Genomic DNA, 12,501 nt, shown 5'->3' with positions numbered 1-12,501 from the left:
GATGCCCCATCGTCTCAGATTCCGTGCACCTCGGCGTGCTGGGCGGCGTGAGCGGCCTTCGCCGTGCTCTGCGACATCTTGTCGATCCACGCGAGGGCGACGGCCGAGACGATGAACACCATGTGGATGACGACCTGCCACAGGACGCCGGTGGGGGTGTACTTCTCTCCGTCTTCGTTGATGCCCGTCTCGCTCATGCCGCCGACCTCGATGAACGTCTTCAGCAGGTGGATCGACGAGATGCCGATGATCGCCATCGCGAGCTTCACCTTGAGCACATTCGCATTCACGTGCGAGAGCCACTCCGGCTGGTCCGGATGCCCGTCGACGTTGATCCGCGAGACGAAGGTCTCGTAGCCCCCGATGATGACCATGATCAGGAGGTTGGCGATCATGACCACGTCGATCAGCCCGAGGACCGTCAGCATGATCGTGGCTTCTTCGATGTGGGTGATGTCACCGAACACGTCTTCGGCGATGAGGTGCCACAGCTCCACCATGAACACCACGACATAGACCAGCTGCGCCACGATCAGGCCGAGATAGAGCGGAGCCTGCAGCCAGCGGCTGACGAAGATCAGCGACCCGATCGCACGCGCCCAGGAGTTCTGGGTTCGTGCCTGCAGGGGAGCGATGGCGTGGTCGGCGTGGTCTGGGCGCGAAGTCGAGGTCACGTCGACCATTTCACCATGCAATATCGTTCTCCACCGCACTGTTGCTCCGGTAGCATTGCACCCGCGAGAGGGAGTATCCCGGATCCGCGCGTAACGTCATCACGAGCATCGGCATCGCTGCTCCGGGCGCGCGACGCACATCATGTGCGGGGGAGAGACTTTCGGCTTCTTCCCGACCCTCCCGAAAGGTGCAGTGCGCCCTTGGAAATCCCTCTCTGGTTCGAGATCACCTCGATGGTGGTCCTCTCGATCATCCTGATCGGTGACCTGCTGCTCATCCGCCTGCGCCCCCACATCCCGTCGACGAAGGAATCCACTCTCTGGGTCGTCTTCTACGTCGGCCTGGCCCTCCTCTTCGCCGTGCTGTTGGGCAATGTCGGCGGCTGGAGCAATGCCGGCGACTTCATCACCGGCTGGGCGCTGGAGTACAGCCTCTCGATCGACAACCTCTTCGTGTTCGTGCTGATCATGGCGCAGTTCGCTGTGCCGCGGCGCCTGCAGCAGCAGGTGCTGATGATCGGCATCATCATCGCGCTGGTGCTGCGCGGGGCCTTCATCCTCGTCGGCGTCGCGATCGTGGAGAACTTCTCGCCGATCTTCTACGTCTTCGGCGCCTTCCTGATCTGGACGGCGATCCGTCAGGCCATGCCGGACGGCGACCACGAGGGCGAGGTGCAGCGCGAGAACTTCGTCGTGCGGCTGCTCCGTCGGCGCATCGACATCAGCGATCACTACGACGACTCGAAGCTGCGCACCACGGTCGACGGCAAGCGGATGTTCACCCCGATGGTCATCGTGCTCATCACCATCGGCGTGACCGACCTGATCTTCGCCATCGACTCGATCCCCGCGATCTTCGAGATCACGACCAACGGGTTCCTCGTCTTCGCGGCGAACATCTTCGCCCTCATGGGCCTCCGCCAGCTGTATTTCCTGCTCGGTGACCTGCTCGACCGCCTGCGGTACCTGCATTACGGCATCGCGGTGATCCTCGGCTTCATCGGGATCAAGTTGATCCTGCACGCCCTGCACGTGAACGAGCTGCCGTTCATCAACGGTGGCGAGCACGTCGAGTGGGTTCCCGACATCGACAATATGGTCTCGCTGGGCGTGATCATCGCGTCGATGACCGTCGCGACGGTCGCGAGCCTCATCGCCTCGGGGCGGGACAAGCGCGCAGCGAAGAAGGTCACGACCGTCGAGTGAGATCATGGCGCCATGACCCGTCACTGGACACCTCTGGCCCTCGTCTATCTCGTGCTGGCGCTGGCAGGCCTCATCGGCACGTGGACGTTCAACGTCCTTGCGATCACGCAGATGACGAACTTCCTCGGCGACCTGGTCGACGGTGGTCCGGCGGTGTCGTCGATCACCGTCGATCTCCTGGTGGTGGCGATCGCGGGCAGCGTGTTCATCATCGTCGAGGCGCGTCGGCTCGGCATGCGGTTCGGGTGGCTCTATGTGGTGCTGGCAGGGGTGACGGCGTTCGCGTTCACCTTTCCTCTGTTCCTGGCGATGCGTCAGCGGCACCTGGCCCGGGTCACCACAGCAGCTCGGCCTCCAGCGTGAGATCGATGACCTGACGCAGCAGCGCGCCCGTCGTGGTCGATTGCAGCAGGGCATACCTGTCGTATTCGCCGAGGGGAGCGATCGCAGCAAGCTGCCAGGTCGCCGAGAGCGGGTCATCCGACAGCTCGATGTCGGCATCCCATCGCGCCTCCGGCGCCCGCGCGAGTGTCCGCCGCACGATGGCCTCGGCCTCGGTGCGCAGCGGGGTGAGCGCATCGTTCCACGCGAGCTCGGGCACGGGCGAGACCTCGGCCCGGGGGTGCGGCTCATCCTCCAGCCACCGCTCCGCCGTGAAGCGCTCGGTGCCGACCGTCATGATGTGCAGCACATCTGCATCCGCCGCGACGCTGACCAGCCGGGCCATCGTGCCGACGACGCTCCGCCGGTCACCGCCTCCGACTTCGTGACCCCGCTCGATGAGAACGACGCCGAACTGCGGCTCGTCCTCCTCGAGGAGGTGACCGATCATCGTGAGGTACCGCGGCTCGAACACGCGCAGCGGGAGCGGGGTGTGCGGAAAGAGCACCGAGCCGAGGGGGAACATCGGTATTGCGGTCATTGCACCAGTCAACACCGCGCGACGTACAGTGAACAGATGCGCAGACCGACTCCCGAACCCCCCGGCCCCGGCCAGGAATCCGTGTGGGACTACCCGAGGCCGCCGCGGGTCGAGCAGGTCCCCCAGCGGATCACCATCCGCCTCGCTGGCGAGCTGATCGCCGACACCCGCAGTGCCGTCCGGGTGCTCGAGACGAGCCACCCGCCCGTCTACTACCTCCCGATCGCCGACTTCGTCCCCGGCGCGCTCGTGGCTGCCGCCGGCAGCTCGTTCTGCGAGTTCAAGGGCGCCGCGCGCTACTTCGACGTGCAGAGCGGGGGCACCGTGCGTGAGGGCGCGGCATGGAACTACCCGCAGCCGTCGCCGGGGTTCGAGACTCTGGTCGACAAGGTCGCGGTGTACGCGGGGCCGATGGACGAGTGCACCGTCGGGAGCGAGGTCGTGGTCCCGCAGCCCGGAGGCTTCTACGGCGGGTGGGTCACATCGGCGGTCGTCGGGCCGTTCAAGGGCACGCCCGGCTCGATGGGCTGGTAGCGCCGGCCGGTCGATCGGTCAGAACGCGCGCAGGTTGGCCTGCAGCCCACCGTCGACGTACTCGCGACGCAGGATGCCGCGGCGTCTCAGCACCGGAACGAGCTCGTCGAGCGTGCGGTGCAGCGTCACCGGGTGGAAGTCCCCCCAGAGGAGCACCCCGTCGTTGCCCCAGTCCCCGAGCTCCTCGATCACGTCGGCGAACTCCTCGGCGGTGCCCACGAAACCGGAGCGGTCCGAGAAGCGACCTGCGCGCACGAGAGCGGTCAGGTGCGCGCGCAGCGGAGCGTCCTCACCGCGATCGCCGATGAGCCGCTGGATGCTGCCGCGCGAGACGTGCGCCCCGAAGATCGACACGTCGAGGGGCTTGTCGAGGTCGAGTGACGTCAGGTCCGTCTCCAGATCGCTGGACTGCTTGCGCGCGATCTGCACCAGGGCAGCCTCGTCGGGATGCGCGGATGCCGCGACGATGCGATCCGCCTCCTCGGCGGAGGACGTGATCACCGGCTGGATGGCGAACAGGATCTTGATGTCCTCGGGTCGCCGCCCGGCGGCGACGGCCGCATCGTGGATCTTCGACCGATACGCACGGACCGAGGCCTCGTGCAGCGGCGCGAGCGCGAGCTGCACGTCGGAGTTCGCTCCCGCGAAGCCGAGCCCCCGTCCCGAGCCACCTGGGGAGACGATCGCCGGATCCCCGTCGGTGAACGGCAGGGCGTTCAGCGGGCCGTCGAAGGAGTAGTGAGTGCCGCGGTGCTGGATGCGCTGCATCTTCGACCCGTCGGCGAAGACGTCCGTCGCGCGATCGGCGACCAGCGCACCATCATCCCAGCTGCGCCACAGCGAGCGGATGCCGTCGAGCCACTCCTCTGCGCGGTCGTAGGCCTCGTCATGGCCGAGCTGCGCGGCATCCGAGAAGTGACGCGCGCTCCCGGTGTCAGTGACGACGTTCAGACCGAGCCGGTGTCCGCTGAGGTGCTGCAGCGTAGAGAACTGGCGCGCCGAGGTGTAGGGGAGCGAGGCTGCGGGATTGACGGTCGGCACGACGCCGAGGTGCCTTGTCGCCTGGAAGAGATAGGGCGCGAGCAGCAGCGGATCGTGCTTCGGCCCGCCGAACGCGTGCCGCACGCGGATGTCGAGCGTCTCCGGTGACCCCATCGACGGCGCATCCTCGATGATGACGAGGTCGAAGCCCGCCTGCTCGAGCGTGCGCGCGGCCTCCTGATAGATCTCGGGGCGCGTCCAGTCATAGTCCCAGTCGAGTGACGGATAGCCCCACCCCTGCGGCCCGAACCCGCGGGCGAGGAACCACCCGAAGTGCTGCGGCCGGCTCACGCCACGGCCTCGCGGGCGCCCTGCAGGACGCGGTCGAGGTCGGCGATCAGGTCCTCGATGTCCTCGATGCCGATCGAGAGACGCAGTGTCCCCGGCCGCACACCCAGCAGCTCGCGCTCCTCCTCGGTGCGCTGGGCGTGACTCGTCGTCCCCGGGTGCAGCACCAGGGAGCGAACGTCGCCGATGTGCGTCATGTGCGTGAACACCTGCACCTGCTCCACGAACTGGCGAGCCGCATCGAGACCGCCACGCAGCGTGAAGGTGAAGATCGAGCCGAATCCGCGCTCCAGGTAGCGGACGGCGGTGTCGTGATCGCGGTGCGACGGCAGGCCGACGTAGTCGACGCTCTCGACGGCGTCGTGCGCCTCCAGCCACCGCGCGACCTCGAGGGCGTTGCGCGACTGGCGTTCGACGCGCAGCCCGAGAGTCTCCGCGCCCTGGCCGATCAGGAAGGCGTTCAGCGGCGACGGCGACGCGCCGAAGCGCGGAGCCACGGATTCCCGCGCGTAGGCGATGCGCGCGCGGCCGCCATGACGGGCGAACACGCTCGGCAGGCCGCCGCGGCCGGGAAGCACGAGGTGAGGAGCGTTGTGTCCGGCGCGTTCGGCGTCGAACCGGCCGTCATCGACGATCACTCCGCCGAGGACCGAGCCGTGACCGGCGAGGAACTTCGATGCGGAGTGCACCACCATCGCGGCGCCGTGCTCGATGGGGCGCAACAGGAACGGCGTCGCGAGCGTGTTGTCGACGATGAGCGGGATCGCGGATTCGTCGGCCACGGCGCTGATGGCGGCGACGTCGAGCACGTCGTTGCGGGCATTCGCCAGCGACTCGGCGAAGAGTGCGCGCGTGTTCGGACGGATCGCCTCCCGCCAGGCGTCGGGGTCGGAGATGTCGTCGACGAAGGTCGTCTCGATGCCGAGCCGCGCGAGGTTGTCGAGAAGCAGACCGCGGGTGCCCTCGTAGATGTGGGTCGAGGTGACGATGTGGTCACCGGCGCCGGCGACGGTGAGCAGGGCGGTGACGACCGCCGCCTGTCCGCTGGCGACCAGCACGGCGTCGGCACCCGACTCGAGGTCGGCGAGCTGTCGTTCCGCGGCACGCACCGTCGGGTTGCCCGTGCGGGTGTAGCCGAACCCCGTGCCGGTCCCGAAGTGATCGGCGGCGTGATCGAAGTCGTCGAACTCGAAGCCGGCCGTGAGGTAGATGGGGGTGGCGCGGGGCGCCGCCGTCTCGCGGCCTCTCGCCGCGTGAACCGCACGGGTGGCGAAGCGGGCGGTGTCGACGGTCATGCGTGGCCTCTCGGTCGGTCAGGTGATCAACAGAGTGTCATGGCGGATCGGGGCGCGCCCGAGCGGTGGTAATCTGACGTCATGCGGACCGTGCGCCTCCTTCGTAGCGGCCGCGACGAGACCTCGTTCTGAGCCCCTCCTCGTCGCGGAGTCCATCGTGGGCCCTTCCGCCAGCTTCAGGAGACACGCAATGAGCACCCCCGCATCCGGTTCCGCCGCAGTCCGCCCGCGGACCCTCGCCGAGAAGGTCTGGGACGACCACCTCGTCGTCAAGGGCGAGAACGGCGAACCCGACCTCATCTACATCGACCTGCACCTCGTGCACGAGGTCACCAGCCCGCAGGCCTTCGACGGTCTGCGGAGCGAAGGACGCCCGCTGCGTCGACTCGACCTCACGATCGCGACGGAGGATCACAACACCCCGACGTGGGAGATCGACAAACCGATCGCCGACCTCACGAGCCGCACGCAGATCGAGACCCTCCGTCGCAACGCGGCCGAGTACGGCGTGCGTCTGCACTCCCTCGGCGACGCGGAGCAGGGCATCGTCCACGTCGTCGGACCGCAGCTCGGCCTCACCATGCCCGGCATCACCGTGGTCTGCGGCGACTCGCACACCTCGACGCACGGTGCATTCGGCGCCATGGCCTTCGGCATCGGCACGAGCGAGGTCGAGCACGTGATGGCCACGCAGACCCTCCCGCTGAAGCCGTTCAAGACCATGGCGATCACCGTGGACGGCACGCTGCGCTCCGGCGTCACCGCGAAGGACATCATCCTCGCCGTCATCGCGAAGATCGGCACCGGCGGCGGGCAGGGCTACGTGCTCGAGTTCCGCGGCAGCGCGATCAGGGCCCTCTCCATGGAGGGGCGCATGACGATCTGCAACATGTCGATCGAGGCCGGTGCACGCGCGGGCATGGTCGCTCCGGACGAGACCACCTTCGCCTACGTCAAGGACAAGCCGCACGCCCCGCAGGGGCAGGACTGGGAGGATGCGGTCGCCTACTGGCGCACGCTCCCCACCGACGACGGCGCGGTCTTCGACGCCGAGGTGTTCATCGACGCCGACCAGCTGGAGCCGTTCGTCACCTGGGGCACGAACCCCGGGCAGGGGAGCTCGCTGTCGGCATCCGTCCCCGACCCGGCCGAGATCACGGATCCGAACGAACGCGCGGCTGCCGAGCGCGCGCTGGAGTACATGGCCCTGACCCCGGGCACGCCGCTCAAGCAGGTGCCCGTCGACGCCGTCTTCATGGGCTCGTGCACGAACAGCCGCATCGAGGACCTCCGAGCTTTCGCCTCGATCATCGAGGGGAAGAAGAAGGCGGACGGCGTCCGCGTGATGGTCGTCCCCGGCTCGGCGCGCGTGCGCCTCGAGGCCGAGGCAGAGGGACTGGACCGGATCATCAAGGACTTCGGAGCGGAGTGGCGATTCGCCGGCTGCTCGATGTGTCTCGGGATGAACCCGGATCAGCTCGCACCGGGGGAGCGCTGCGCGTCGACCTCGAACCGCAACTTCGAGGGCCGTCAGGGCAAGGGCGGTCGCACGCACCTCGTCTCGCCGCTCGTCGCCGCGGCGACCGCGATCCGCGGCACCCTGTCCAGCCCGAGCGATCTGGAGGTCTGAACCATGGAGAAGTTCCACACTCACACCGGGATCGCTGCTCCGCTGCAGCGGTCGAACGTCGACACCGACCAGATCATCCCCGCGGTGTTCCTGAAGCGCGTGACCAAGACCGGCTTCGAGGATGCCCTGTTCCACGCCTGGCGCCAGGACCCCGAGTTCGTGCTGAACCAGGACCGGTATCAGGGTGCCTCCGTGCTCGTCGCCGGCCCTGACTTCGGCACCGGCTCCAGCCGCGAGCACGCGGTCTGGGCGCTGCGCGACTTCGGGTTCAAAGTCGTTCTCAGCCCCCGGTTCGCCGACATCTTCCGCGGCAATTCGGGCAAGCAGGGCCTCCTGGCGGCGACCATCTCGGAGGCGGATCTGGAACGGATCTGGGCCGAGATCGAGCGGAATCCCGGGGCGCAGATCACCGTGAACCTCGAGGAGCGCACCGCCTCCATCGGCGACATCCAGGCCGAGATCGGGATCGACGATTACACTAGATGGCGGCTCCTTGAAGGGCTCGATGACATCGGGCTCACGCTGCGCAACGAAGACAAGATCGCGCAGTTCGAGGCCCGTCGCGAGTCGTGGCGGCCGAGAACCCTCCCCGTGCTCTGATGCGGTGGGGGCGGGGGAGCCAGGGGCAACCCGCCCCCGAAATCCGTGGAACGAAGTGAGGCCCGAATGACGACACCTGTGCGCGACGCTCTCCCGGACGGAGTCCCCGCTCTCACCGGAGACGTCCTCGCCATTCGAGGAGGTCGTCCACTTCGCGGTCGCGTCGACGTCAAGGGTGCGAAGAACCTCGCCACCAAGGCGATGGTGGCCTCGCTGCTCGGCGAGACGGTCAGCGTGCTGCGTGACGTCCCCGCGATCAGCGACGTGGCCGTGGTCCGCTCGCTGCTCGAGGTGCACGGCGTACGAGTGTCCGACGGCGACGAGCCCGGCGCGCTCGTGTTCGACCCGAGCGACGTGGAGTCCGCGCACTTCGAGGAGATCGACGCCCACGCCGGTGCCTCCCGTATCCCGATCCTGTTCTGCGGTCCTCTGCTGCATCGCCTCGGTCAGGCGTTCATCCCCGATCTCGGCGGATGCCGCATCGGTGACCGTCCGATCGACTTCCACCTGGATGCTCTGCGCAAGTTCGGCGCCGTCGTCGAGAAGCTGCCCAGCGGCATCCGCCTCTCCCGGCCCGGCGCGCGCCTGCACGGCGCGAACATCCACCTGCCCTACCCGAGCGTCGGCGCCACCGAGCAGGTGCTGCTCACGGCCGTCCGCGCCGAGGGGACGACCGAGCTCCGCAACGCCGCCATCGAGCCGGAGATCATGGATCTCATCGCCGTCCTGCAGAAGATGGGCGCGATCATCTCCTACGAGCCCAACCGGGTGATCGTGATCGAGGGCGTCGAGAAGCTCCGCGGCTACGACCACCGCTCCATCTTCGACCGCAACGAGGCCGCTTCCTGGGCCTCTGCGGCGCTGGCGACCGACGGCGAGATCTTCGTCGGGGGCGCCAAGCAGCAGGAGATGCTGACCTTCCTCAACGTGTTCCGCAAGGCGGGGGGCTGGTTCGACATCAAGGAGGACGGCATCCTCTTCCGCCGCGACGGCGAGATCAAGCCGGTCGTCATCGAGACCGACGTGCACCCCGGCTTCATGACCGACTGGCAGCAGCCGCTCGTGGTCGCGCTCACGCAGGCGCACGGCCGCTCCGTCGTGCACGAGACCGTGTACGAGAACCGCCTGGGCTTCACCGACGCCCTGGTGAAGATGGGCGCCGACATCGTCGTGCACCCGCGCGGACTCCAGGACGGACCGCGCCGCGTGCCCCGCCGCGACCTCGAGCAGGCCGCGGTCGTCACCGGCCCGACGCCCCTGCACGGCGCCGACATCGTGGTTCCCGACCTCCGGGGCGGTTACAGCCACATCATCGCCGCGCTCACGGCGACCGGGGAGTCGAAGGTCACCGGTGTCGACATCCTCAGCCGCGGCTACGAGAAGTTCCTCGCCAAGCTCGACGCCCTCGGCGCTGACTTCGACGTCATCCGGTGACGGCGATGGGTGCCAGGTCACCGGAGAAGTCGCGCCCGAGCGTCTTCTGGCCGCTCGCCGCGATGGTCGTGCCGGTGATCTCGCTGCTCGCGAAGATCCGCGTGACCGGGGCGGAGAAGCTCCCTCGGGAGGGCGCGTTCGTCCTCGCGCCGAACCACTACTCCGAGTTCGATCCGCTGATCGTGGCCCTCGCCGTATGGCGCATCGGTCGCGCGCCGCGGTTCATGGCGAAGGAGAGCCTGTTCACGGTGCCGGTGCTCGGCTGGTTCCTGCGTCACACCGGGATGATCCCGGTCGCCCGCACCTCGTCGGCGTCGTCGGCGAAGCAGACCATGAAGCAGTCGGCCGAGCTCGTCGAGCACGGGCGCGGCGTCATCGTCTACCCGGAGGGCACGCTCACCCGCGACCCGGACCTGTGGCCGATGCGCGGCAAGTCCGGCGCGGTCCGTCTCGCTCTCGCCGACGGCATCCCGCTGATCCCGATGGCGCAGTGGGGCACGCAGGCGATCATGGGCCGCTACCAGAAGGGGCTCAGCTTCTGGCCCCTCCGCAAGCCCGTCCAGGTCATCATCGGCGACCCGGTCGACGTGTCCGACCTCCGCGGACGCGCGGGGGAGCAGGCCGCGCTGAACGAGGCGACCACCCGCCTGATGAACGCGATCACCGAACTGCTCGAGCAGCTGCGCGACGAGAAGTCGCCTGCCGAGCGGTGGAATCCCGCGACGCATGGCCAGAAGGAGACGGGCCGCCTTGACTCCTAAGAAGCCACCGCTCCCGACCGGCCCTCGCGCCACCGTCATCGGCGCGGGCAGCTGGGGCACGACGTTCGGCAAGATCCTCGCCGACGGCGGCGCGCAGGTGACCATGTGGGCCCGGCGTGCCGAGCTCGCGCACGAGATCGACGAGGCCAAGCGCAACTCGCGCTACCTGCCGGGAATCAACCTGCCGCGGTCCATGGCTGCGACGCACGAGCTCGCCACATCACTCGACGGTGCGGAACAGGTCTACCTGTCGGTGCCGAGCCAGTCGCTGCGCGAGAACCTGAAGGCGCTCCGCCCGCTGCTGGCCGACAGCGATTCGAAGATCATCAGCCTGATGAAGGGCGTCGAGCGCGGCACCGGGCTGCGCATGAGCCAGGTGATCCAGCAGGAGCTGCGCTGCGACCCCGACCGGATCGCCGTGGCCTCCGGGCCCAACCTCGCACTCGAGATCGCCCGCGAGCAGCCGACCGCCGCCGTGATCTCATCGCGGAGCCAGGAGACGGCCGAGATCGTCGCCAGGGCCGCGCGGAACGGCTACTTCCGGACGTTCGTGAACACCGACGTCATCGGCACGGAGTTCGGCGGCGTGCTGAAGAACCTCATCGCCGTCGCGATCGGCATCGTCGACGGTGTCGGCTACGGGGAGAACACGAAGGCCTCGATCATCACGCGTGGGCTCGTCGAGATGACGGACTTCGCCGTGGCGAACGGCGCCCACCCCGAGACGCTGCAGGGGCTCGCCGGTCTCGGCGACCTGATCGCCACGTGCCAGTCGCCGCTGAGCCGCAACAATACGGCCGGGCGGCTGCTCGGTCAGGGATACAGCTTCCAGGATGTCGTGAAGCAGATGCAGCAGACGGCCGAGGGACTCGCGTCCGTTGCGCCGATCCTGCAGCTCGCGCGCGAATCCGAGGTCTACATGCCCATCGTCGAGCAGGTGAAGATGGTGCTGGACGGGAAGATGGATCCCCGCGACATCGCACCCCACCTGACGACGGACGACGACACCCCGCAGGGTGAGAGGACCAGCCATGGACAAGCAGACGGTGGTGGTGCTCTTCGGCGGGCGCTCCAGCGAGCATTCGATCAGTTCCGCAACGGCGGGGGGCGTGCTGGGAGCGATTGATCGCGACCGGTACACCGTGATCCCGGTGGGGATCACCCGCGAAGGGGCCTTCGTCCTCGAGGACGACGACCCGGCGAAGTTCCCGCTCGATGCGGAGCACCTTCCCGAAGTGGTCGACAACGGCACCCGCGTGCTCTGGCCCGAGCCCGGCGGTGACCGTACGCTGCGGGTGGTGCGCGCCGATGGCGGGCTGGAGAATCTCGGCGAGATCGACGTCGTGCTGCCGATCCTGCACGGGACGCATGGCGAGGACGGCACGATCCAGGGCTACTTCGACACGCTCGAGGTTCCCTACGCCGGAGGCGGCGTGCTCGACTCCGCGCTCTGCATGGACAAGCACTTCATGAAGATCGCCCTCGAGGCTGCGGGAATCGCTGTCGCCCCGTCGGTCACCGTGCGTCGCCGCGAGTGGGATCAGGATGCTGCGCCTGCGCGTGCGCGGGCGGCCGAACTCGGCCTTCCGCTCTTCGTGAAGCCGGCGCGCGCCGGATCGAGCGTCGGAGTCTCGAAGGTGGCCACCCTCGACGAGCTGGATGCCGCCATGGCCGTGGCGTTCGCCGAGGACGACAAGGTGCTCATCGAGACCGGGGTGTCCGGCCGAGAGATCGAGGTCGCCGTGCTCGAAGGCGCCGACGGCGTGCGGGCCTCCCTCCCCGGTGAGATCGTGCTGACGTCACGAGGGTTCTACGACTTCGAGGGCAAGTACCTCGGCGGAGACGGCGTCGACGTCGTCTGCCCGGCTGACCTGACCGACGAAGAGATCGCGGCGATCCAGGATGTCGGGGTCCGAGCGTTCGAGTCCGTGGACGGACGGGGCCTGGCCCGGGTCGACATGTTCCTCACACCCGCGGGCGACCTCGTGGTGAACGAGCTCAACACGATGCCCGGCTTCACACCGATCTCGATGTTCCCGAAGTGCTGGGTGGCCTCCGGCCTGAGCTACGGCGATCTGATCACCGAGCTCATCGAGGCCGGTCTGCGCCGCTGATC

The 12,501-nt window shown here is 68.2% G+C and carries 13 protein-coding genes; 9 read left to right on the top strand and 4 right to left on the bottom strand.

What is annotated here, in order from left to right; translation table 11 throughout:
• Nucleotides 1-14 precede the first annotated feature (14 nt).
• A complete protein-coding gene (locus tag QFZ21_RS03300) occupies nt 15-683 on the bottom strand; it encodes a TIGR00645 family protein (RefSeq protein ID WP_307374405.1) in 669 nt (222 codons plus the stop codon).
• A gap of 192 nt (nt 684-875) precedes the next feature.
• Here QFZ21_RS03300 and QFZ21_RS03295 point away from each other — a divergent pair, with 192 nt between their 5' ends.
• Together QFZ21_RS03295 and QFZ21_RS03290 are read left to right on the top strand one after the other, a co-directional pair.
• On the top strand, nt 876-1,880 hold the full coding sequence (locus QFZ21_RS03295; protein ID WP_307374403.1) for a TerC/Alx family metal homeostasis membrane protein: 1,005 nt from the start codon (nt 876-878) through the stop codon (nt 1,878-1,880).
• Between the two features lie 12 nt (nt 1,881-1,892).
• Complete coding sequence (locus QFZ21_RS03290) at nt 1,893-2,243, top strand: DUF2834 domain-containing protein (protein WP_307374401.1); 351 nt, start codon at nt 1,893-1,895, stop codon at nt 2,241-2,243.
• On the opposite strand, the gene QFZ21_RS03285 is transcribed toward QFZ21_RS03290, so the two are convergent.
• Nucleotides 2,215-2,802 (bottom strand): LON peptidase substrate-binding domain-containing protein, encoded by a 588-nt coding sequence (locus tag QFZ21_RS03285; protein WP_307374399.1) that lies wholly within the window; start codon nt 2,800-2,802, stop codon nt 2,215-2,217. The genes QFZ21_RS03290 and QFZ21_RS03285 overlap by 29 nt on opposite strands.
• A 36-nt stretch (nt 2,803-2,838) precedes the next feature.
• Between QFZ21_RS03285 and QFZ21_RS03280 the strand changes: the two genes are divergently transcribed.
• Nucleotides 2,839-3,336: a DUF427 domain-containing protein gene (locus QFZ21_RS03280; protein WP_307374397.1), complete on the top strand. Its 498-nt coding sequence runs from the start codon at nt 2,839-2,841 to the stop codon at nt 3,334-3,336.
• An 18-nt stretch (nt 3,337-3,354) separates the two neighbouring features.
• On the opposite strand, the gene QFZ21_RS03275 is transcribed toward QFZ21_RS03280, so the two are convergent.
• Both QFZ21_RS03275 and QFZ21_RS03270 read right to left on the bottom strand, forming a co-directional pair.
• Nucleotides 3,355-4,668, bottom strand: coding sequence for an LLM class flavin-dependent oxidoreductase (locus QFZ21_RS03275; protein ID WP_307374396.1), 1,314 nt, complete (start codon nt 4,666-4,668; stop codon nt 3,355-3,357).
• Nucleotides 4,665-5,960, bottom strand: coding sequence for an O-acetylhomoserine aminocarboxypropyltransferase/cysteine synthase family protein (locus QFZ21_RS03270; RefSeq protein ID WP_307374394.1), 1,296 nt, complete (start codon nt 5,958-5,960; stop codon nt 4,665-4,667). The genes QFZ21_RS03275 and QFZ21_RS03270 overlap by 4 nt, the downstream gene beginning before the upstream one ends.
• 190 nt (nt 5,961-6,150) lie before the next feature.
• Here QFZ21_RS03270 and leuC point away from each other — a divergent pair, with 190 nt between their 5' ends.
• The 6 genes from leuC to QFZ21_RS03240 all read left to right on the top strand — a co-directional run bounded on the left by leuC (nt 6,151) and on the right by QFZ21_RS03240 (nt 12,499).
• Entirely contained in the window at nt 6,151-7,590 is a 1,440-nt protein-coding gene (leuC, locus tag QFZ21_RS03265; RefSeq protein ID WP_307374392.1) for a 3-isopropylmalate dehydratase large subunit, read from the top strand.
• A 3-nt stretch (nt 7,591-7,593) separates the two neighbouring features.
• Entirely contained in the window at nt 7,594-8,190 is a 597-nt protein-coding gene (gene leuD, locus QFZ21_RS03260; protein WP_307374390.1) for a 3-isopropylmalate dehydratase small subunit, read from the top strand.
• 66 nt (nt 8,191-8,256) lie between these two features.
• Entirely contained in the window at nt 8,257-9,624 is a 1,368-nt protein-coding gene (gene murA, locus QFZ21_RS03255) for a UDP-N-acetylglucosamine 1-carboxyvinyltransferase (protein WP_307374389.1), read from the top strand.
• A 5-nt stretch (nt 9,625-9,629) separates the two neighbouring features.
• Nucleotides 9,630-10,385: a 1-acyl-sn-glycerol-3-phosphate acyltransferase gene (locus QFZ21_RS03250; RefSeq protein ID WP_307374387.1), complete on the top strand. Its 756-nt coding sequence runs from the start codon at nt 9,630-9,632 to the stop codon at nt 10,383-10,385.
• Nucleotides 10,351-11,511, top strand: coding sequence for an NAD(P)H-dependent glycerol-3-phosphate dehydrogenase (locus QFZ21_RS03245; protein ID WP_373425992.1), 1,161 nt, complete (start codon nt 10,351-10,353; stop codon nt 11,509-11,511). The genes QFZ21_RS03250 and QFZ21_RS03245 overlap by 35 nt, the downstream gene beginning before the upstream one ends.
• Nucleotides 11,417-12,499: a D-alanine--D-alanine ligase family protein gene (locus QFZ21_RS03240; RefSeq protein WP_307374383.1), complete on the top strand. Its 1,083-nt coding sequence runs from the start codon at nt 11,417-11,419 to the stop codon at nt 12,497-12,499. The genes QFZ21_RS03245 and QFZ21_RS03240 overlap by 95 nt, the downstream gene beginning before the upstream one ends.
• Nucleotides 12,500-12,501: the final 2 nt, after the last annotated feature.

Origin of the sequence: Microbacterium sp. W4I20 (assembly GCF_030816505.1) — a bacterium.
GTDB lineage: Bacteria > Actinomycetota > Actinomycetes > Actinomycetales > Microbacteriaceae > Microbacterium.
The sequence above is the reverse complement of the archived record's forward strand: the minus strand, read 5'-3'. Positions and strand labels throughout refer to the sequence as shown.